This window comes from Marinobacter sp. Hex_13, from assembly GCF_001566815.1.
Classification (GTDB): Bacteria; Pseudomonadota; Gammaproteobacteria; order Pseudomonadales; family Oleiphilaceae; genus Marinobacter; species Marinobacter salarius.
The window spans coordinates 1-20,538 of the sequence record NZ_LSMM01000059.1 but is presented as its reverse complement, the minus strand read 5'-3'; the positions used below and the strand labels follow the sequence as shown (position 1 = coordinate 20,538).

The following is a 20,538-nucleotide window of genomic DNA, read 5'->3' as shown; positions in this document are numbered from 1 at the left end:
CTTCGTGCTGTTTATCAGCCTTTTCCAGACTGATTTTTCGAGATTATGATTTTCGAGATACCTTCGTGTATGTCTTCTCCCGGCTCGCCGTCAGAAGTGACCGGTAAACCAGGCTTTCATGCGCTCAAACAGCGTGGGTGCATCTTCACCCTTAAGCGCCGGCGCCCGCCCCAGATCCATCTGGCGGAAGCCATGGATCAACAACCCAACGCCCGTGGCGTAGATGGGGTTGTTGACTACCTCCGTCATACCGGAGACCGCCTGCGGACAGGCCAGCCTTACCGGCATGTGGAAGATTTCTTCGGCCAGTTCCACCACGCCTTCCATGGTGGAGGAACCGCCGGTAATCACGATGCCGGCCGGGATCAGGTCTTCGAATCCCGAACGACGAAGTTCAGACTGCACCAGGGTGAACAGCTCTTCGTAGCGCGGCTCCACCACCTCGGCGAGCGCCTGACGGGACAAATCCCGTGGCGCCCGGTCACCCACACTGGGCACCTTGATGGTTTCATCCGCGCCGGCCAGCTGAGTCAAGGCGCAGGCGTATTTGATCTTGATTTCCTCGGCATTCTGCGTGGGTGTCCGCAGGGCCATGGCGATGTCGTTGGTGACCTGATCACCAGCGATAGGAATGACCGCCGTGTGCCGAATGGCACCACCGGTGAACACCGCGATATCGGTGGTACCACCGCCAATATCCACCACGCAGACACCCAGTTCCTTTTCATCCTCGGTGAGGATGGCGTGACTGGAGGCCAACTGCTCCAGGATGATGTCATCCACTTCCAGGCCGCAGCGTTTCACGCATTTTTCGATGTTCTGGGCGGCGTTCACCGCACAGGTGACGAGGTGAACCTTGGCCTCCAGGCGAACGCCGGACATTCCCATGGGCTCCTTGATGCCCTCCTGGCTGTCGATCACAAACTCCTGCGGCAGTATGTGAAGGATCTTCTGGTCCGCCGGAATCGCCACCGCCTGGGCGGCGTCAATCACCCGATCAATGTCAGCCTGGGTCACCTCCCGGTCACGGATCGCTACAATGCCGTGGGAGTTGAGGCTCTTGATATGGCTGCCGGCAATACCCGCGTAGACCGAGTGAATCCGGCAACCCGCCATCAGTTCGGCTTCTTCCACCGCACGCTGTATCGCCTGGACCGTGGTTTCGATATTGACCACCACGCCACGCTTGAGCCCGCGGGAGGGATGGGAACCGATACCCACCACCTCAATGGTCCCGTCCATTTTGCGCTTGCCGACGATCGCAACCACTTTCGAGGTTCCGATATCGAGGCCGACAATCATGTTTTCCGTTTCAACCGATGACATGTGTTCCACCAAACCGTAGGTCTGAATTTAGCGTTGCTATGATTTTGTCCGCGAGGCCGTTTCTGACGGCTTCCACTGAACCGCCACCCCATTGCTGTAGCGGGCATCCACCCGTCTGACTTCGTCTGAACGCGACGCCAGCCGTTCCTGATAAACCGTGACAAAGCGTTCAAAACGCGCCTCAACCTGATCCCTGCCCAGAACCACTTCGATGCCGTTGGCAAGGGTCAGCGTCCAGGCACCGCGCTGTTCAAGACTCAACCCGGCAAACCCGAGATTATGACCGGTGAGCGTATCCGACATGGTCCTTGCCATATCAATCACTTCCTTCACACGCTCATCCGGGCCGGCCAGCCGAGGCAGTCGCCCGGCCACTTCGGGGTTAGGCGGCGCAAACAGTTCTCCGTTGCGGCTCACCAGCCGGTTGCTGTTCCAGTACGCCAATGGCTTTTTCTCGCGAACGTCGATCTGCAGCCGGTCCGGCCATACACGCTTGACCGCTGCAGACTCCACCCATGGGCGCTGCTCCAGGCTCTCCTTGATGTCAGAGAGATCCGTGGCAAAGAAACTCCGACCTATCCACTTGCCCGCACTGCGCTCCAGCGCTGTACGGTTTTCACCCACCAGTTCGCCCTTTACGTCGATGGCCATGACCTGACGATCCATGGCGCTCAGCACTTCGCTGGTTCCCCAGGGAACCAATGCCGCCAGCAGGACAATACCCGCTCCCATGAGCGCCTGCCCCCAGGGCACGGCGGACAATACAGCTCTCAGCAAACCAAACCGGTCCCGCTCAGGCCCAAGAGAGGTAGCTCCCCTGCGCTTCGGTGGGTCGGACGGTACCGCCCGGCTCCGGATCAGCAGCTTTTCAAGCATCGCCAGCCTCCAAGGTGTCCATGAGGATCCTCACAACCAGTTCCTCGAAACTGATACCGGCCGCCCTAGCCGACATGGGCACCAGACTGTGGTCAGTCATTCCAGGGACTGTGTTCACTTCCAGAATCCAGAACTCACCCTGGCGGTCCTGCATGATGTCTACCCGGCCCCAGGTTCGGCAGCCGAGCACCCTGAACGCATCCAATGCCAGATGCTGGAGCTTCAGCTCGCTGTCCGGGTCCAGCCCGCAGGGGATCTGGTAGCGGGTGTCGTCGGCCAGGTACTTGGCGTCGTAGTCATAGAAAACGTGGTCTGTACTCAAGCCAATGGCCGGCAGCGCCTGATCCTGCAGAAGGCTGACGGTAAATTCGGGACCTTCAATCCATTCTTCGACGAGAACCAGAGGGTCCAGTGCGGCTGCCTGCGTATATGCTTCAATCAGCTCCTGTTCACTGTTCACCTTGCGAATGCCAATGCTGGAGCCTTCCCGCGAGGGTTTTACGCTCAGCGGCAACGACAGCGACTGTACTAGGCTGCCGGCTTCCTCCACGGAACCCATGGCACGGAATTTCGGAGTTGGCAGTCCGCAGCCTTCAAACACGTATTTGCTGCGCAGCTTGTCCATGGCAAGCGCAGAGGCCAGAACGTCACTTCCCGTAAAGGGAATACCGGCCTGGGACAGGATGGCCTGAATCGTGCCGTCTTCCCCGCCGCGCCCGTGCAGGGCAATGAAAACCCGATCAAACTCAGGCTCTTCCACGGTTTTCAGCAAACAACCGCGTACATCCACGGCATAGGCGTCGACTCCGGCGGATACCAGTGCCGACAGTACTGCCTGTCCGCTTTTCAGTGACACTTCACGCTCGGCGGAATCACCGCCCATAAAGACAGCCACCCGTCCCAGTGCCTTCAGCGTCTCCGGATCGGCCTGATAACCTTGTGAATCTACAGTCCTGGCCATCTCACTCATCCGCAATCACTCCTGCAGCTGCCAGTCGCGCAGCCACTCCGCCTATATCACCCGCGCCCTGTGTAATCAGCAGATCGCCGTCCTGTAACGTGTTGGCAAGCAGGGCTTCGATCTCTCCGTTTTCTTCCACAAAAAGCGGCTCCACGCTGCCTCGCTGCCGCAGGCTGCGACACAATGCACGACCATCCGCACCCGGTATCGCCGGCTCACCCGCTGAATACACGTCCATCAGCAACAGCCCGTCCACGTCCGAAAGTACCCTGACGAAATCCTCATAGAGATCCCGGGTACGGGTGTAGCGGTGCGGCTGATAAAGCATGACCAGCCTGCGATCCGGCCAGGCATCACGGGCCGCCCGGATAACGGCCTCCACTTCCGTGGGGTGGTGCCCATAGTCATCAATCAAGGTGACAGTGCCTTTGCGGGTGTTGTAATCACCGTAGACCTGGAACCGGCGTCCAACCCCGGCAAAACCTGCAAGGCCCCGACAGATGGCGGCATCATCCACGCCCTCATCAGTGGCCACTGCAATAGCCGCCAGGGCATTCAGTACGTTGTGGCGACCGGGCATTTTCAGTTCAACGTCCAAATCACTACGGCCACCCGGGCGGCGAACGACAAACCGAGTCCGAAGGCCATCGGATTCAATGTTTTCCGCCCGGTAGTCGGCATCCGGATTATCGATGCCATAGGTAATGATGGCGCGGGAAATCCTGGGGATGATTTCCTGCACAAAGCCGTCATCCACACACATCACCGCAACGCCGTAAAACGGCAAGTTGTGGAGGAAATCCACGAATGTCTGTTTCAGGCGCCCAACGTCTCCGCCATAGGTGTCCATATGGTCGGCTTCAATGTTGGTCACCACCGAGATCACCGGCGTCAGGTGAAGGAATGAGGCATCGCTTTCATCGGCCTCAGCCACCAGATAGCGGGAGCCGCCAAGCTGCGCGTTGGTTCCGGCGCTATTGAGCTTGCCACCAATCACAAAGGTGGGATCCAGGCCAGCCTCTCCCAGAACCGATGCAATCAGACTGGTGGTGGTGGTTTTACCGTGAGTGCCAGCCACGGCAATGCCATGGCGATAGCGCATGATCTCCGCCAGCATTTCTGCACGGGGCACGATCGGCACCCGTCGGCTGCGAGCCGCCGATACTTCCGGGTTATCACCCGTTACCGCAGACGACACCACAACCACGTCAGCACTGGCACTGTTCTCCTCACGATGCCCGATGAACACCTCAACGCCCATGCCGGTCAGCCGGTCTGTCACGGCACTCTCACGAATGTCAGAGCCGGACACATCGTAGCCCTGGTTCTTCAGGACCTCGGCAATACCGCTCATGCCAGCACCGCCAATCCCCACAAAATGAATATTGCGGATACGGCGCATCTCGGGCACCTGATAGACCAGCGGGGGATTTGTGGATTCAGCCATTTGCGGCCTCCAAACAGTAATTCACGACTCTCTCCGTTGCATCGGGGCGAGCCAGCGTCTTTGCGGCCTTCGCCATGTCCAGAATCCGGCGGCGGTCCTTGCCGAGATCGGTCAGGGTTTCCGCCAGCAGATCGACCGACAGCTTTGGCTGCGGGATCAGGATGGCGCCTTTCGCATTAACCATTTGCTGTGCGTTCCGGGTCTGGTGGTCGTCCACGGCATGGGGGAACGGCACCAGCACGGCGCCTACGCCGGCAACACACAACTCAGAAACGGTGAGCGCACCAGACCGGCAGAGCACAATGTCGGCCCAGCCGTAGGCCTCTGCCATGTCTTTGATAAACGGCTCCACCGATGCATCCACGCCGTGGTCACGGTAGGCATCACCGGCTTCCTCGATATTTTTCTCGCCACACTGATGGCGCACCGTTGGCCGTTCGGCTTCCGGCAACTGAGCCAATGCCGCCGGCAACGTGCGATTGAATACCTGGGCACCAAGGCTGCCGCCCACCACCAGTAACCGCAGCGCACCCGCCCGACCGGACATCCGCTGATCGGGTTCGGCGAGCTCGGCCAGGTCCTGCCTGACCGGGTTGCCGGTACAGCGGGTTACCACAGTCGTGCCGAAGCTCCCGGGAAAGGCCTCCAACACGGTATGAGCGAAGCGCACCAGAATGCGGTTGGTCATTCCGGCAATGGCATTTTGCTCGTGAATTACCAGCGGCACCCGATTCAGCCAGGCGGAGAGACCGCCAGGACCGGTCACAAAGCCACCCATGCCGATGACGCAATGTGGGCGGATGGTGCGAACGATCGTAAAGGCCTGGCCAAGAGCGCGCATCAGCCGGAACGGCGCCATCAACAAAGCCAGGCGACCCTTGCCCCTCAGCCCGGAGACCTGGATCAGCGACAGTGGTATGTCGGTTTCGCCGATCAGTCGCTCTTCCATACCACCACGAGAACCCAACCAGAAAACCTCATGCCCCTTGTCCTGCAGCTGTCTCGCCGTTGCCAGGGCAGGGAAAACATGGCCACCGGTGCCACCAGCCATCATCAGAAAGCGACGTTTATCAGTCATAAACCGCACCTCCCCTGGCCGCTGGTTTACGGGTCTTTTCGCTGGCCAGTTTTTCGCGGTCCAGCCTCTCCATCTCCACCCGTGCCAGCACACCAATGCAGACAGCGGTAATCATCAGGCTGGAACCGCCATAGCTCACAAGCGGCAAGGTCAGCCCTTTGGTAGGCAGTAGGCCCGTACTGACCGCCATATTGATACCGGCCTGCAAGCCAATCAGCAAAGTAATGCCATAGGAGAAGCACGCGGCGAACGGCATGCCCGCTTTCTCGGCCCTTCTCGCAATCACAAATCCGGTCACCACCAGTACGGTGAACAGGCCCAGGACCATCAGCGACCCCAACAGCCCGAATTCTTCCGCGATGATCGCGAAGATAAAGTCGGTGTGGGCCTCCGGCAGATAGAACAGTTTCTGTACCGAATTCCCCAACCCGGTACCCGCCCAGTCGCCACGACCGAACGCAATCAGCGACTGGGTTAGCTGGTAGCCGGTATCAAACTGGTCTTTCCAGGGGTCGAGGTAACTCACAACCCGCTTCAACCGGTAGGGCTGGGTGAATACCAGCACGGAGCCCATCACCACCAACACGCCAATCAGCGGCATAAACCGGCTAAGCCGGACGCCACTCAGGAAAATCATGCCGGCTGATGCAGCAACCAGTACCACCGTGGCACCGAAGTCCGGCTCGATAACCAGCAGCACCGAGGCAATACCCAGCACGCCCAACGGCTTGAGGAACCCAGGCCAGGTGTTTAGCAACTCATCCCGACGACGCACGACGTAGCCGGCCAGATAGGCAATCAGGCAAAGCTTGGCAATTTCCGACACCTGAACATTGAACAGCCCGAACGAGATCCAGCGGGTGGAGCCATTCACCGTACGCCCGAGGGGCGTCAGCACCAGAAGCAGTGACAGCAAACCGACCCCGAGCAACAGCCACCCGCTGCGCTCCCACCAGGAGATCGGCACGTTGACGGCAATCAGCGCAAGTACGCAGCCGATGCCGGCAAAAATGAGCTGACGGATCACATAGTGGTAACTGTTGCCCATGGTTTCCGCCGCCATGTCCATGGAGGCGGAAGAAATCATCACAATGCCCATGACCAGCAACGCAGCGGAACTGATGATCAGTAGGGGCAGCGGGCGCAGATCACGGAACAAACCGTGATGACTGGTGAGGGACAGGTCAGCGTGCATCACAGCCCCTCCACCTGTTGACGGAAACGATCGCCACGATCCCCGTAGTCGCGGAACATGTCGAAACTGGCACAGGCAGGTGACAACAGCACCCTGTCACCCGGTTGGGCCAGTTTTCTTGCCGTATGGACAGCGCCTGCGATGTCAGCGGCGTTGACCGTCTCCACCCGATTACCCAAGGCGGTGGCGATGGTCTCAGCATCAGTGCCGATCAGTACAACCGCGCGACAATGAGTTGCCACGGGTTCAGCGAGCAATGAGAAATCAGCGCCCTTGCCTTCACCACCGGCAATCAACACGATCTTTCCACCCGCTGGCACCAGGCTTTCAATGGCGGCGGCCGTCGCTCCCACATTGGTGCCCTTGGAGTCATTGATGTAGTCGACATCACTCACCCGCCGAACGAATTCGCACCGATGCGGCAGCCCCTTGAAACGCTTGGCCGTTTCCAGCATCACGTCCATCGGTAATCCGGCAGCGTGTCCAAGTGCCAGTGCCGCCATCACATTGCTGATATTGTGCTGGCCCATCAGGCCCAATTCCTCGGCCAACAGCAGATTGTCAAAGCCGAAGGTAATCCAGGTACCTTCATCGTCATCGCGGGTACTGAACGTATCCGGGTTAACACGGTGAAAACCGAAACACAGGAACCGGAGGTTGTCCCTCGCCATGGGCGTGCTCAGGGCATCGTCCAGATTGACCACGGCGTTCTGGCAGCCGTTGAAAATTCGTTGTTTGGCCTGGAAATAGGCCATCTTGTCCGGGTAGCGATCCATGTGATCATCGCTGACGTTCAGCACCGTGGCCGCCAGGGCATTCAGTTCCCGGGTGGTTTCGAGCTGGAAGCTCGATAACTCCAGGACATAGAGGTCGGCACCGCGACCAAGCAGCTCCAGCGCCGGAGTGCCGATATTGCCGCCGACTTCCACGCGGCGGCCAGCGGCCCTCGCCATCTCTCCGACCAGCGTGGTCACCGTGGTTTTACCATTGGACCCCGTAATGGCGATGATCGGCGCGTCCGCTACCTCCGAGAACAGGTCAATGTCACCGCGAATAACAGCCCCTTTATCGGCTGCCACCCGAATGGCCGGTTCGGCAACACTGATCCCGGGGCTGACCACCAGTTCGTTAAAGCCGGCAAACAGGTCAGCATCGAACTCCCCCAGGTACACGGGCAGGTCCGGCCATTCGGCCCTTAGATCATCCAGGCCGGGCGGCGACAGGCGGCTATCAGCCACGGCAACATCGCGGCCTTTTTCGCACAGATAGCGCACGCAGGAGAGCCCGGTTTTACCGAGCCCCACAACCAGCGTTCGACGATCTGAAACGATGACACCCATGGTGCTTTGCTTCCCTATCTCAGTTTCAGGCTGGCCAGGCCAACCAGTACTAACACGACAGTGACAACCCAGAAGCGCACGATAACGCGCGGCTCCGGCCAGCCCTTCAGTTCAAAATGATGATGCAGCGGCGCCATGCGGAATATCCGCCGGCCGGTAAGCCGGAAGGACGCCACCTGCAGAATCACGGAGACGGTTTCCATAACGAACACGCCGCCCATGATGAACAATACGATTTCCTGCCGTACGATCACGGCCACGACACCCAGCGCCGCGCCAAGCGCCAACGCGCCCACATCCCCCATGAACACCTGCGCCGGATAGGTGTTGAACCACAGAAATCCCAGGCCGGCACCCACGAGCGCGCCACAAAATACAATCAACTCGCCGGTGCCCGGCAAATGAGGAATCAGCAAATAATCGGCGAACTGAGCATGGCCAGACACGTATGCGAAGATGCCCAGCGCCGCCGCCACCATCACCGTCGGCATAATGGCCAGCCCGTCCAGGCCATCGGTCAGGTTCACCGCGTTGCTGCTGCCCACAATCACGAAATAGCTCAACAGGATGAACAGCACCGGCCCCAGGGTCAGCGATACGTTCTTGAAAAATGGCACGTAGAGCGACGTTTCCTGGGGCAGTGCGGAACTCATGAACAACACGACCGCCGCCGTCGCCCCGATCACTGACTGCCAGAAATATTTCCAGCGAGCAGGCAGTCCTCTCGGATTGCGCTCCACCACTTTGCGGTAGTCGTCCACCCAGCCAATCGCACCGAACAAAAGCGTGACCAGAATCGCCACCCAGACATACCGATTGCTCAGGTCCGCCCACAGCAATGAGCTGACCCCGACGGCTACCAGAATCAGCGCACCACCCATGGTCGGCGTGCCGGCTTTACTCAGATGCGTTTGTGGGCCGTCGTCACGAACCGCCTGCCCGATCTGGTACTGGCTGAGTTTGCGAATCATCACCGGGCCGATCAGCAGGGAAATCAAAAGGGCCGTCAACACCCCAAAGATCCCCCTGACGGTCAGGTACTGGAAAACCGTCAGCGCGGAAAAGTACTGTGAAAGAGCCTCTGTCAGCCAGAGCAGCATGCGTTACCCACCTTTTCTTGTATTCCCTCCACCACGCGATCCATGGCGGAACTGCGAGAACCCTTGACCAGTACCGTCTGTGACTCGGCAGGCCCCTCAAACAGACGACGCACGGCGTCGTCATGGCTCGCACACACCTCAGCGGCGTCTCCGAAACCCTCAACATATCCTTCACAGCCAGGACCCACAGCGATCAGCCTTTCGATGCCCCTCGCCCTGGCGAACTCACCAACCTCCCTGTGCAGAACTAAGCTGTCCTGCCCTAACTCAGCCATCGCCCCCAACACAGCCACACGGCCGGCCGGTCGCGCAGCCAACACATCCAAAGCGGCTTTCATGGAGGCAGGGTTGGCGTTGTAGCTGTCGTCGATGACGGTCAGTTTCGGTGTCAGCGCCATCATTTGCAGGCGCCCCTTTACCGGCTTCAAAGCCGCCAGCCCCGTCTTTATCGCCTCATCGCCTGCACCCAACTCGCGTGCAGCGGCAATCGCCAACAATGCATTGGTGATATTGTGCTCGCCCTGCAGGGAAAGGCGGATGTCACAAGACCAGCCGTCCGGCCCCTGTGCACGAAACTGCCGGACATCGCCATCGCAGCGGATATCTTCGGGGACGTAATCAGCCCCTTCACTTGCCCGGCCACTGACACCTGCGACCCGACGCTGGCCCGCCCGCTGACGCCATAGATCGAAGGCCGGGTCATCACTGTTCAGGACCACAAGACCGGATGCTGGCGCGCCATCAATGATTTCACCCTTTGCGCGCACCACGTTGTCATAACCGCCAAACCCTTCCAGATGCGCCTGCCCGGCGTTGGTGAGGATGACCACCTCCGGCCGAACAACATTGACGGTGTGGGCTATTTCCCCCAGGCCGCTGGCTCCGAGTTCTATCGCGCCCAACTGGTGTTCCGGTGACAGCCTGAACAGCGTTAGGGGAACGCCAATGTGGTTATTGAGGTTGCCCTCGGTGGCGAGGGTATTACCCACCTGCGAAAGAATCGCGGCCACCATTTCGCGTACCGTGGTCTTACCGCTGCTACCGGTGATCGCCACAAAACGCGCGGTGCTGGCATTGCGATTGGCCAGGGCCAGTTGTGCCAATGCGTCTATCGTGTCCGAAACCCGGATCTGCGGAAGCCCCAGGCTCGGGTCTGGCTTGTCTACAACAGCAGCCACGGCTCCAGCCTTCTCAGCCACAGCCAGATAATCGTGCCCGTCGAAGTTCTCACCCCGAAGCGCCACGAACACGTCTCCGCTGGCGATTCGGCGCGTGTCGGTCGAGACACCGTCAAACTTCAAGCCTTCCAGATTGCCCACTGCCACAGTACCGCCAAGCCAGTTGACGGCATCGGCCAGCGCGAATGACTGCATCATGCGACACCTCCATTCAGCGACAGCGCATGTCGCACCTGCTCAGCGTCGCTGAACGGAAATCTCTGGCCTGCCACTTCCTGCCATGCTTCGTGGCCCTTTCCGGCAATCAGTACAATGTCTCCTGCCACAGCAGAGTGAATGGCCTGGCGAATCGCCTCAGCACGATCATGGATAACCGCGACCTGTTCCGGGCGCTCGAATCCGGCAACGATGTCGGCGGTAATGGCATCCGGGTCTTCACTGCGCGGATTGTCGTCCGTTACGATCACGACATCGGCCCCTTTTTCCGCTTCCCGGGCCATCTCTGGCCGCTTACCGGTGTCGCGGTCGCCGCCACAGCCGAATACACAGAAAAGCCGCCCGCCAACATGCGGGCGCAAGGCGGCAAGTGCACTGTTCAGGGCATCCGGGGTATGGGCGTAATCCACAACAACGCGCACATCGTTACTGCCGGCGAAGGGCTCCAGCCGTCCCGGTGGGGGCGACAACCGCTCAACCGCTTGCTGAACCCGCTCTACCGGCACACCCAGGCTGAGCACGGCTGCCATGGCTGCGAGAATATTGCTGACGTTAAAGCTACCCAAAACCCGGGCGGACACATCAAACCTGCCCCACAGCCCGTCCACACTTGCGCTAAAACCGTCAATGGATGGTGCGAACTCCGTTAGCCAGAGCTCGGTCTGGGCCTCGTGCAGGCTGTAACGGACACGGTCACATTTGCCATCAAGCTTCTCATAGAGCTGCCTTCCAAACGGATCATCGAAGTTGATGACCGCGAAATGCAGCTCTTCGCGATGAAACAGACGGGCCTTCGCCGCTCCGTATGCATCCATGGAACCGTGGTAGTCCAGGTGGTCCCGGGTAAGATTGGTAAACACTGCGCCGGTCATGGTCAGGTTGTCGACCCGCCCCTGTTCGAGTGCGTGTGAAGAGACCTCCATCGCCGCCGCGCGTCCACCCTGGGCGATGATTTTCGACAGTACGCGGTTTACCTGCACGACATCCGGCGTGGTGTGTGTACCTTCCTGCAGCGCACCGGGCATACCATAGCCGAGGGTGCCGATAACGCCGCATGGTGTGCCGGTTTCCTGTAGCAATGTCGCTATGTAATGGCTTACTGACGTCTTGCCATTCGTCCCGGTCACGCCAATCAGGCGCAATCGTTGGGAGGGATGCTCGAAAAATCGATCCGCGAGCTTCCCGAGGTGAGCGCGCAACATCGTCACCGGAACGATAAGAACACCTTCATGCTCGTAGCATTCATCCGGCTGCGCTGACTCCAACAGGATTACGGTGGCACCCGCACCGATCGCCTGTTCGATGTAGTGGTCGGCGGGTGTTCGGGCACCGGCCAGGGCAACGAACGCGTCGCCCGACCTGACGTCACGGCTGTCGGTCTTCAGGCCGTGGATTGTGACATCAAACACCGACGGTACCGGTGCGATTCCCTGCAACAAGGTGCTGAGTGATGTAATACACATAACCCTAACCCCGCTCCCCGGATGCCAGACGCGGCGCCTTTGCGTCGCCCAGCTCCAGTTCCGGCTTTACGTTCAGCAGCCGCAATGCATCTCCCATCACCCGGGCGAATACGGGTGCAGCCACTTCGCCACCGTAGTATTCGCCGGACTGGGGTGCATCGACAGCCACGACTGTGACAATCCGCGGATTGTCGATGGGAGCCATACCGGCAAATATCGCCTTGTACTGGCTATCCTCATACCCATTCTTACCCACCAGGTGTACCGTGCCGGTTTTACCACCGGCGGAATAGAATCCCGGTTGAGCGCGCTTTCCGGTACCGTTCTCGACCACCTCTCGCAACATTTCCCTGATCTGGAATGAGACGTCTTCGGAAAGAACTCGTTCCCCAACGGGTTTTTCATCGGCCTTCAACAGACTCAACGGGTAGCGAATTCCGCCATTGGCCAAAACCATGTATGCCTGCGCCAGCTGAAGCGCATTGACGCTCATGCCATACCCATAAGACAGGGTTGCCTCTTCGACGGGGCGCCACTTTGGTGGTGCCGGCAACACGCCAACAGCCTCACCAGGGAACCCGATACCGGTAGGCTGGCCCAACCCCAGGCGGGCATAAAGATCGCGGATAGTGTCACCACCCAACTCGGTGGCGATCTTGCTAATGCCGACGTTGCTGGATTTCGCAATCACGTCAGTCAGGCTGATGACCCCATAATTCCGGTGATCACGAATCGTGAAACGACCAAAGCGCCGGTACCCCGGCGCTGTGTCTATGGTGCTGGAAGCCTTGAACTTCCCCGATTCCAGTGCTGCAGCCATGGAAACAGGCTTCATCGTGGACCCCGGCTCAAACAGATCGGTAATAGCCTTGTTCCGTAAACGGTCGGGGCTCAGTTGGCTGCGGTCGTTGGGGTTGTAGGAGCCCTGATTCACCATGGCCAATACCTCGCCGGTGTCCACGTCCAGCATCACCAGAGTGCCACCCCTGGCGTCGTGCGCGCCGACAACGGCTTTCAGCTCCCGATAAGCCAGATACTGGAGCCGCAAATCAATGCTGAGTTCGAGGTTGCGACCAGGCTTCGCGTCGCGGATCAACGTCAGATCCTTGATCACACGGCCACGGTTGTCCTTGAGAACCCGCTTGCGACCACTTTCACCACTCAGCCACTGGTTGTAGGCCAGCTCGATACCTTCCTGACCGCTTTCATCGATATTCGTAAACCCGACCACATGAGCCGTCACCTCTCCAGCGGGATAGTAACGACGGTACTCCTGGCGGCTGTAAACACCCGGAATACCCATTGCCAGCACCTGCCGAGCAATTTCTGGCTGAAGCTTACGGCGCAGGTAAATAAACTCGCGGCCCGAATACTTACGCAGCCGCTCGCGCAGCCTGGCCTCCTGAAGGCCCAACAGGCGCGCGACATTGGTCAGTCGCGGCTCATCCGCGTCGATCTCGGACGGATTCGCCCAGATGGTCTGGACTGGAGTGCTCACCGCCAGTGATTCGCCGTGCCGGTCCGTCACTACACCACGATGGGCATCGATGCTCTCCACCCGAATGGTGCGCACATCGCCCTGCTTACGCAGGAACTCGTTGTCCACCACATGCAGATCCACCAACCGCCAGGCAAGGGCACCGACAACCAACAGAAAAACGCCCAACACGGTGCCGTACCGCCAGGCCCCAAGCCCGGCAGCCAGTCGCTGGCCCCATGTTGCTGTTTTTCCCTGGTCCGACACTGTCTTCACCTTACGGTTTGTTGTTTTCGCTTAACGCGACCCGACGAGCGGCGCCATCAACGGCACCAGAACGATATCCTGTTTGCCTGGCACGACCATTCCGAAACGCTCGGAGGCCAGTTGCTCTACCCGTCCGTGGGCACTCAAAGCACTCTGCTCCAGCAACAACTGACTCCACTCACGCTGGTAGTTGTCACGCTGTTCCTGCAGCTGAGATAAGGAGTTGAACAATTCACGGTTCTCATGGGCACTGACAACAACGCCCAGCGAGGACACAATCAACAGCATCACCAAACCCACGGTGATCAACACGCGCTTCTGCTGAAGTGCGGTAAAGACCTGGTTCGACAACCTGACCGCAGTGGCAACGCCGTCCCTGACACGTTTTCTGTTCAGTCGCGCTGTTTTTGTTGGCTGTTCAATCGCTACCGCGCCCATGATTACGCGCTCCCTAACTTGTGTTGTTCCGGTATCCGTTCAAGTACACGCATAACCGCGCTCCTCGCCCGCACGTTGTCGCTCACTTCTTCTGTATCCGCCTTGTTCGCCTTGCCGATCAACCGAAACGCCGATGCTTCCTGCTCCGCCGTCACCGGCACGCCTTTTGGCAATCTCGGCCCGCGCGCCAAGTCCCGCATAAAGCGTTTGACCAGCCGGTCCTCCAACGAATGGAAGCTGATAACCACCAGCCTTCCACCGGGCATCAGCTTTTCAACAGCGGCATTGAGCCCAAGCTCCAGATCTTCCAGCTCCCGGTTGATAAAAATCCGGATTGCCTGGAACGTCCGGGTGGCCGGGTGCTTGTGCTTTTCTTTTTTCGGCACCGCCTCACTGACCAACGACGCCAGTTGACGCGTGGTTTCCAGCGGCGCCTCCTTACGCCGCTCCACAACAAGACGAGCGATACGGCGGGAGAATTTCTCCTCGCCGTATCGCCAGATCACGTTCGCGATGTCTTTTTCGTCCGCCTCGGCCAACCATTGCGCCGCACTTGGCGCCTGCCCGGGGTCCATTCTCATATCCAGTGGCCCATCGCGCATAAAGCTGAACCCCCTGGCGGCATCGTCCAGCTGCGGGGATGAAACACCAAGATCCAGCAAAACACCATTAACCTTCATCCACCCCTGGGCTTCAGCGGCGGCGCCCAGTTCCGCAAACGAGCCGTGAAATGGCTGAAACCGAGCATCGCTCGCTGACAGGTCTCGGGCCACCTGAATTGCGTCCGGATCCTTGTCGATACCCAACACCTTCCCGCCCTGCCCAAGCCGCCCCAGAATCAGCCGGCTGTGACCTCCGCGACCAAAGGTGCCATCGACATAAACGCCATCCGGATCGTTGACCAGCAAGTCCACCGCCGAGTCCAGGAGCACGGAACGGTGCCGGTACTGACCGGCAGGCTCCTGCCCGCGGCCGGCTGTCATAGCGACAACGCCTCCATTTCCGGCGGCATTTCGTCTTCATCCGATGACTCGTCAAGCCAAGCGAACCAACGCTCTTCGCTCCAAAGTTCCAACTTCTTGCCCTGACCAATCAGCATCAATTTCTTCTCCAGGCGCGCATAACTGCGCAACGTGGGTGGCACCAGAATGCGCCCCGCCGAGTCCAGCTCCAAAGGCGTGGCATGGCCCAGCAGCAGTCGCTGCAGCCTGCGGGCAGCTTTATTCATATTGGGAAGTGCTTCAATTTGTGGCCTTAACGCCTCCCACTGCGGTTCCGGATACATCAGCAAACAGCGCTCTTCATCGGCATTGGCCGTCAATACAATGCGGCCACTGCAGGCATGCGCGAGCTCTTCGCGCACCCTGGCGGGGATCGCCAAGCGACCCTTTGCATCCATATTGATGGCATGACTGCCAAGAAAATTGCTCATTAGCACCAATTCCGGGGTTCAGAAACCACAAATAACCACTAGAAACCACTTTTTCCCACTTGTGCACACTATAGAAACACGCAATACACAATGCAAGCGCCGCGAACAGCGCCACACCAGGAAAAGTTCCTTTCACGACAAGAGGTTACAGAACAAGATTGGTCAAGAACTGGAGATTACGGAAAAGAAAAACCTAAAAATCAATCACCTGCAGTCAGTTCTGAAGATGGCAAGTGAACTCTAAGATTTTTTGGCTATAAAAGCTTGCTGGTGAGAATGACAAATGTCACATCAAGCGGAGAAATAAAAATGAGCTCGCCGGTAAGCCGGGTTCTGTCTGGGACAGTCATTCATCTAGGGCCTGCGTCACCGCAGGCCTCAAGCGACCTACCCGAATCCAGCGCGGGCCGCGCCATAGGATTCCTATTTGGTCTTGCTCCAGGTGGGGTTTACCATCGCCGTGAACTGTTGCCAGTCACGCGGTGCGCTCTTACCGCACCGTTTCACCCTTACCGGTGCCCGCGAACATGTCACGGCCACTTAGGCGGTATACTTTCTGTTGCACTTTCCGTCGGCTCACGCCGCCCAGGCGTTACCTGGCACCTTGCCCTGTGGAGCCCGGACTTTCCTCCCCCGGTAAAACCGGCGGCGACTGTCTGGCGAGCTCGGGCGAGACCATACTCCAGCCTGCAGCGGCAGGCAAGAAAAACCGCGAACCAGTGACTTCCTGAGATCAGGCCTTCAGAGACAACGCTCGCTGATACAGCTCGTTCTTGGAGATTCCGGTTAACTCCGATGCCAGCTTCGCCGCCTTTTTCACCGGCAACTCTGTCAGCAGCAACGCCAACACCCGGTCCGCCTCTGCCGCCCCCACCGACAACTCCTCTGCGCTCGCGCCACGCACCATCACCACGAACTCGCCACGACTGCCATGGGGGTCCGCCTCCAGAGTTTGCCTGACATGGGCCGCCGCCCCTGCATAGAAAGTCTCGAACGTTTTGGTCAGCTCCCGGGCCAGCACGAGCTCTCGCTCTGCTCCCATCACCTCCGCAATATCCCCCACCGTATCGACAATACGGTGGGGCGACTCGTAAAACACCAATGTGGCGGATTCCCTCGCCAGGCGGTCCAGGGCAGCCTTGCGCGCTCCGGACTTGGAGGGCAGAAAACCCTCGAACAAAAACCGATCCGTCGGCAGCCCTGCCGCGCTCAACGCCGAAATGAGCGCACAGGCACCAGGCACCGGAGTAACCCGATAACCCCGAGCCCGAGCCTCCCTTACCAGCACAAAGCCCGGATCAGAGATCAGCGGCGTCCCCGCATCGGAAATCAGAGCCACATCCTGGCAGGCCGCAAGCTTGCCCAGAACCTGGCCAGCCCTGTCCCGCTCATTGTGTTCGTGCAAGGCCATCATTGGCTTGCTGATACCCAGGTGCTGCAATAGCCGGCCACTATGCCGTGTATCCTCGGCGGCAATCACGGCCACCCGCGACAAAACCGCCGCGGCCCTGGTAGACAGATCGTCCAGATTGCCAATTGGTGTGGCAACGATATACAGGGTGCCAGCCTGTTCCGGCAGCTCGCTTTCTGAGTTCACACATCCCTCTCTTTGCCCCCTGCGCATGACACCAACGTCATGTGAATTCACGCGGGAGCTGTTAAACTTGCGGCCTGATAAATCAAACCATTAATGGGAAGCCCGGCGGGCACCAGGGCTCCCGGCATGATGCCGCCGATTACCCGGCGCCACAAGCGTAATAACCCGGAGTATTGTGAGCCAGCCATGACCAAATACCGCCAGAACCTGAAAACCATCACCATTCTCCTGGCCACGACGGTGCTGTTTGCGGGTTGCGCAAGCGTGAACCTGGAATCGTACATTGCCAAAACCGCCGGAGAAGCTCTTGAAGTCGCTGCCAGCGAAACCAACCGACAAAGCGCACAGGCTTACCTGTTGAGAGCAGCGGACAGGTTCCAGGGTCAAAACGAACACCGGGCCGCCAGGAAGTTGCTTCAAAGCAAGCAATTCTCGCCGACCACTGAGGCCACAGAAAACCAACGGCTTCTGCTAGCCATGGCCAGCGCCACTGCGCTTGAGGATGGCGATTGGGCGAAAAGCATTGTATCTGGCATAGAGCCAGATCATTTCCTTAATTATGAAAGAAACCTGATTAACCGCGCCGCAAGACTGCAAGAGCAAACCTATCGGCTTGCCGGAGACAACCTTGCGGCGGCCATTACCCTGATCTTGCTGTCCGGAGCGGACACAGAAGCCAATACGCAATCTATCCATGACGACATCTGGAAGAACCTGAAACAGACCTCAGACACCCAGCTCGCCGACAGAAAAGGCCGAGCGATTGGCTATGAAGCCCAGGGCTGGCTTGAACTGGCAGGCATTCTCCGGCAGCCGGGCATCAATCTGGACGAACAGGGAAGAATGATCCGCAACTGGCAGAACAACTGGCCCGACCACCCCGCCGCCGGGGCCTTACCGGCTGAACTGCAACTGATTGCAAGCCTTGCAGAGAGCCAGCCCGAAAGAATCACCCTGGCATTGCCGCTCAGCGGCCCACTGTCGAGTGCGGGCGCTGCCATCCGCGATGGTTTTTTCGCCGCCTACTACGAGGACGACTCAGCGGAGCGCGGAAAAATCAGCATTCGAGTCGTCGACACCTCGGATCAGAACTTTCGTTCGCTTTATGACGAACTGACCAAAGAGGAACAGGACCTGATTGTCGGCCCCCTGGAAAAAGAGTCCCTGGCAGCACTCGGCGACATGTCGACTCTGCCCGTGCCGGTTCTTGGCCTGAACTATCTGCCACGGGAGGTTACAGCTCCTGACGGACTCTACCAGTTCGGGCTGTCAGCAGAAGACGAAGCCAGACAAATTGCCAACCGTCTTGATGCAGAGGGTATCGATCAGATTCTTGTGCTGATCCCAACGGGGAATTGGGGGGACCGACTGGAAACTGCCCTGCTGGACCAGCTGGCAGAGAATGGAGGCATCGCCCTGGATATTGAGCGCTATTTCCGCGAGGACAATCTCCGTGCCGTCACTGCCGACCTGCTTGGCATCACAGTATCCCGCGATCGGGCCATAGACGTAGAACGCACTGCCGGCATTGACGTTGAATTCGAGCCCCGGCGGCGCCAGGATGCCGACGGCATCGTTATGGTGGCGGAGCCAACCGTCGCTCGGCAGTTCAAACCATTATTCGCCTTCTATTTTGGCGGCGATCTGCCCGTTTACTCACCCTCCATGGTCTACGAAGGTAATCCGGACCCATCGAGGGACCGGGACCTGAACGGCGTCACCTTTACCGACACGCCTTGGGTTCTTGAAAAGAAAAACCGCTTTCGCGACATCGTCAAGGAAGCCATGCCTGATGTCCGGGGTCAGCTTGGCCGCCTGTTCGCCATGGGGGCCGATGCCTGGAATCTGAGCAAACGACTGCCATTACTGAGGCAGGTCGATGGCGCCACGATAGACGGCCAGACCGGGGTACTGACCATGACGCCGCAAGGCAGCATTCACCGGGAACAGCTCTGGGCCCGATTCAGCGAAGGAACGCCAGAACAATTGCCATCACTGGAACCTGAAGAAACAGAATCGGACGCCCCCGCTATGGAAAGCGCCTCCAATCCAAATTAACAACCAGGACACCTTATGCCATGGATGGCAGCACAGGAACTCGAAAAGCCACCGGGGACCATGCCGAGGGCGTTGCCGCGCGCTACCTTCAGACGCGAGGCGTCACTATTCTGACACGCAATGTGTTCAGTCGCGGGGGCGAAATTGACCTCATCGGCCGGGACAGTGATGCGCTGGTTTTCTTCGAGGTGCGATACCGCGGAAGCGGTAGCCTGACCGGCGCAGCCGAATCCATCACTCCCACGAAGCAAAAGCGCCTTATCCGCGCCGCTTCGTTTTACCTCCACAGGCATGGGCTGTGGAATGCGAACGCAAGAATTGACGTAATCGCAATCGCACCGGGCGATCGCAAAAAATACCGGATACAATGGATAAAAAACGCCATTCAGGTCTGACTATGACGGATACCGAACAACAGATAAACCAGTGGTTTGCCAACCACATGGAACACACGGCCCACGCCGCCAGCCTGACGGCACCGGCCATTGAGAGCGCCGCAGACGCACTGGTTAACACGCTACTGAATGATGGCAAGATCATTACCTGCGCCAACGGCAATGCCAACGTACTCACACAGTACTTCTGCACTGCGCTGCTCAACCGCTTTGAGCACGACCGACCGGCACTGCCCGCCATCAATCTGGGAGCGGATGCGACAACCTATTCCGCAATCTGTCGCGACAATCGCTTCAATGACACCTTTTCAAGACAGGTTCGCGCTATTGGCAAAGCCAACGATCTGCTCCTGGTTATTGTGGACGACGGCCACAAGGCCAACCTGATCCAGGCCATACAGGCCGCGCACGACAGAGAAATGAATGTGGTAGTACTGAGTGCCAAGGAGAAAACCGACATCACCTCCCTGCTTCACCCGGAGGACCACGAAATCGCCCTGGATAACCTTTCCCCGACGGCTGCAACGCCTATCCTGCTAGTGATTATCAACGCCTTGTGCGGACTGATCGACGAAAAACTGTTCGGCGGATAATCGAGTAGGAGGGGGAGTTACCTCCCCCGTCCTCTCACACCACCGGGCATACGGTTCCGTACCACGGCGGTTCATGGTCGGCTCTGAAGCCGAGTCATCGT

General features: G+C 58.9%; 18 protein-coding genes and 1 other RNA gene. 3 read left to right on the top strand and 16 right to left on the bottom strand.

The annotated features are described in order from the left end of the window. Positions 1-90: 90 nt before the first annotated feature. From ftsA to rsmI, 16 genes are all read right to left on the bottom strand, one after another. A complete protein-coding gene (gene ftsA, locus AXW11_RS14965) occupies positions 91-1,326 on the bottom strand; it encodes a cell division protein FtsA (protein WP_007154574.1) in 1,236 nt (411 codons plus the stop codon). Between the two features lie 36 nt (positions 1,327-1,362). Then, on the bottom strand, positions 1,363-2,202 hold the full coding sequence (locus AXW11_RS14960) for a cell division protein FtsQ/DivIB (RefSeq protein WP_036203755.1): 840 nt from the start codon (positions 2,200-2,202) through the stop codon (positions 1,363-1,365). After that, positions 2,195-3,172 (bottom strand): D-alanine--D-alanine ligase, encoded by a 978-nt coding sequence (locus AXW11_RS14955; RefSeq protein ID WP_091644110.1) that lies wholly within the window; start codon positions 3,170-3,172, stop codon positions 2,195-2,197. The genes AXW11_RS14960 and AXW11_RS14955 overlap by 8 nt, the downstream gene beginning before the upstream one ends. Next, positions 3,165-4,610 (bottom strand): UDP-N-acetylmuramate--L-alanine ligase, encoded by a 1,446-nt coding sequence (murC, locus tag AXW11_RS14950; RefSeq protein WP_091644107.1) that lies wholly within the window; start codon positions 4,608-4,610, stop codon positions 3,165-3,167. The genes AXW11_RS14955 and murC overlap by 8 nt, the downstream gene beginning before the upstream one ends. Next, positions 4,603-5,688, bottom strand: coding sequence for an undecaprenyldiphospho-muramoylpentapeptide beta-N-acetylglucosaminyltransferase (murG, locus tag AXW11_RS14945; RefSeq protein WP_091644104.1), 1,086 nt, complete (start codon positions 5,686-5,688; stop codon positions 4,603-4,605). Before murG ends, murC begins: the two co-directional genes overlap by 8 nt. Next, a complete protein-coding gene (gene ftsW / locus AXW11_RS14940; RefSeq protein ID WP_036203744.1) occupies positions 5,681-6,883 on the bottom strand; it encodes a putative lipid II flippase FtsW in 1,203 nt (400 codons plus the stop codon). Before ftsW ends, murG begins: the two co-directional genes overlap by 8 nt. Further along, positions 6,883-8,223, bottom strand: coding sequence for a UDP-N-acetylmuramoyl-L-alanine--D-glutamate ligase (gene murD / locus AXW11_RS14935; RefSeq protein WP_041335950.1), 1,341 nt, complete (start codon positions 8,221-8,223; stop codon positions 6,883-6,885). Before murD ends, ftsW begins: the two co-directional genes overlap by 1 nt. A gap of 14 nt (positions 8,224-8,237) precedes the next feature. Further along, on the bottom strand, positions 8,238-9,323 hold the full coding sequence (gene mraY / locus AXW11_RS14930; protein WP_007154581.1) for a phospho-N-acetylmuramoyl-pentapeptide-transferase: 1,086 nt from the start codon (positions 9,321-9,323) through the stop codon (positions 8,238-8,240). Then, the gene (locus AXW11_RS14925; protein ID WP_091644102.1) at positions 9,308-10,699 is read right to left on the bottom strand and encodes a UDP-N-acetylmuramoyl-tripeptide--D-alanyl-D-alanine ligase; all 1,392 of its coding nucleotides are present in this window, start codon (positions 10,697-10,699) and stop codon (positions 9,308-9,310) included. The genes mraY and AXW11_RS14925 overlap by 16 nt, the downstream gene beginning before the upstream one ends. After that, positions 10,696-12,180 carry a UDP-N-acetylmuramoyl-L-alanyl-D-glutamate--2,6-diaminopimelate ligase gene (locus AXW11_RS14920; RefSeq protein WP_041335947.1) on the bottom strand — a complete coding sequence of 495 codons (1,485 nt, stop codon included), beginning with the start codon at positions 12,178-12,180 and terminating at the stop codon, positions 10,696-10,698. The genes AXW11_RS14925 and AXW11_RS14920 overlap by 4 nt, the downstream gene beginning before the upstream one ends. Before the next feature lie 4 nt (positions 12,181-12,184). After that, positions 12,185-13,924, bottom strand: coding sequence for a peptidoglycan D,D-transpeptidase FtsI family protein (locus AXW11_RS14915; RefSeq protein WP_091644099.1), 1,740 nt, complete (start codon positions 13,922-13,924; stop codon positions 12,185-12,187). Between the two features lie 30 nt (positions 13,925-13,954). After that, positions 13,955-14,362 (bottom strand): cell division protein FtsL, encoded by a 408-nt coding sequence (gene ftsL, locus AXW11_RS14910; RefSeq protein WP_007154585.1) that lies wholly within the window; start codon positions 14,360-14,362, stop codon positions 13,955-13,957. Positions 14,363-14,364: 2 nt separating this feature from the next. Next, complete coding sequence (gene rsmH / locus AXW11_RS14905; RefSeq protein WP_041335944.1) at positions 14,365-15,345, bottom strand: 16S rRNA (cytosine(1402)-N(4))-methyltransferase RsmH; 981 nt, start codon at positions 15,343-15,345, stop codon at positions 14,365-14,367. Then, a complete protein-coding gene (mraZ, locus tag AXW11_RS14900; RefSeq protein ID WP_007154587.1) occupies positions 15,342-15,794 on the bottom strand; it encodes a division/cell wall cluster transcriptional repressor MraZ in 453 nt (150 codons plus the stop codon). Before mraZ ends, rsmH begins: the two co-directional genes overlap by 4 nt. A 306-nt stretch (positions 15,795-16,100) precedes the next feature. Continuing rightward, positions 16,101-16,462, bottom strand: an RNA gene (gene rnpB / locus AXW11_RS14895) — RNase P RNA component class A. A 65-nt stretch (positions 16,463-16,527) separates the two neighbouring features. After that, positions 16,528-17,418, bottom strand: coding sequence for a 16S rRNA (cytidine(1402)-2'-O)-methyltransferase (rsmI, locus tag AXW11_RS14890; RefSeq protein WP_051946585.1), 891 nt, complete (start codon positions 17,416-17,418; stop codon positions 16,528-16,530). A 99-nt stretch (positions 17,419-17,517) separates the two neighbouring features. Here rsmI and AXW11_RS14885 point away from each other — a divergent pair, with 99 nt between their 5' ends. From AXW11_RS14885 to AXW11_RS14875, 3 genes are read left to right on the top strand one after another with little or no spacing between them, the layout of a single operon-like run. After that, entirely contained in the window at positions 17,518-19,449 is a 1,932-nt protein-coding gene (locus tag AXW11_RS14885) for a penicillin-binding protein activator (protein WP_228301529.1), read from the top strand. Positions 19,450-19,469: 20 nt separating this feature from the next. Next, a complete protein-coding gene (locus tag AXW11_RS14880; protein WP_091644094.1) occupies positions 19,470-19,844 on the top strand; it encodes a YraN family protein in 375 nt (124 codons plus the stop codon). A 2-nt stretch (positions 19,845-19,846) separates the two neighbouring features. Then, a complete protein-coding gene (locus tag AXW11_RS14875) occupies positions 19,847-20,437 on the top strand; it encodes an SIS domain-containing protein (RefSeq protein ID WP_036203719.1) in 591 nt (196 codons plus the stop codon). Positions 20,438-20,538: the final 101 nt, after the last annotated feature.

What these genes read in the sequence shown, in the direction of transcription:
- AXW11_RS14880 (WP_091644094.1), top strand. Translation starts at nt 19,470, where the DNA reads ATGGATGGCAGCACAGGAACTCGAAAAGCCACCGGGGACCATGCCGAG.
- ftsA (WP_007154574.1), bottom strand. Translation starts at nt 1,326, where the DNA reads ATGTCATCGGTTGAAACGGAAAACATGATTGTCGGCCTCGATATCGGA.
- mraZ (WP_007154587.1), bottom strand. Translation starts at nt 15,794, where the DNA reads ATGAGCAATTTTCTTGGCAGTCATGCCATCAATATGGATGCAAAGGGT.
- AXW11_RS14885 (WP_228301529.1), top strand. Translation starts at nt 17,518, where the DNA reads ATGATGCCGCCGATTACCCGGCGCCACAAGCGTAATAACCCGGAGTAT.
- mraY (WP_007154581.1), bottom strand. Translation starts at nt 9,323, where the DNA reads ATGCTGCTCTGGCTGACAGAGGCTCTTTCACAGTACTTTTCCGCGCTG.
- rsmH (WP_041335944.1), bottom strand. Translation starts at nt 15,345, where the DNA reads ATGACAGCCGGCCGCGGGCAGGAGCCTGCCGGTCAGTACCGGCACCGT.
- murG (WP_091644104.1), bottom strand. Translation starts at nt 5,688, where the DNA reads ATGACTGATAAACGTCGCTTTCTGATGATGGCTGGTGGCACCGGTGGC.
- AXW11_RS14920 (WP_041335947.1), bottom strand. Translation starts at nt 12,180, where the DNA reads ATGTGTATTACATCACTCAGCACCTTGTTGCAGGGAATCGCACCGGTA.
- AXW11_RS14875 (WP_036203719.1), top strand. Translation starts at nt 19,847, where the DNA reads ATGACGGATACCGAACAACAGATAAACCAGTGGTTTGCCAACCACATG.
- rsmI (WP_051946585.1), bottom strand. Translation starts at nt 17,418, where the DNA reads ATGCGCAGGGGGCAAAGAGAGGGATGTGTGAACTCAGAAAGCGAGCTG.
- AXW11_RS14925 (WP_091644102.1), bottom strand. Translation starts at nt 10,699, where the DNA reads ATGATGCAGTCATTCGCGCTGGCCGATGCCGTCAACTGGCTTGGCGGT.
- ftsL (WP_007154585.1), bottom strand. Translation starts at nt 14,362, where the DNA reads ATGGGCGCGGTAGCGATTGAACAGCCAACAAAAACAGCGCGACTGAAC.
- murD (WP_041335950.1), bottom strand. Translation starts at nt 8,223, where the DNA reads ATGGGTGTCATCGTTTCAGATCGTCGAACGCTGGTTGTGGGGCTCGGT.
- murC (WP_091644107.1), bottom strand. Translation starts at nt 4,610, where the DNA reads ATGGCTGAATCCACAAATCCCCCGCTGGTCTATCAGGTGCCCGAGATG.
- ftsW (WP_036203744.1), bottom strand. Translation starts at nt 6,883, where the DNA reads ATGCACGCTGACCTGTCCCTCACCAGTCATCACGGTTTGTTCCGTGAT.
- AXW11_RS14960 (WP_036203755.1), bottom strand. Translation starts at nt 2,202, where the DNA reads ATGCTTGAAAAGCTGCTGATCCGGAGCCGGGCGGTACCGTCCGACCCA.
- AXW11_RS14955 (WP_091644110.1), bottom strand. Translation starts at nt 3,172, where the DNA reads ATGAGTGAGATGGCCAGGACTGTAGATTCACAAGGTTATCAGGCCGAT.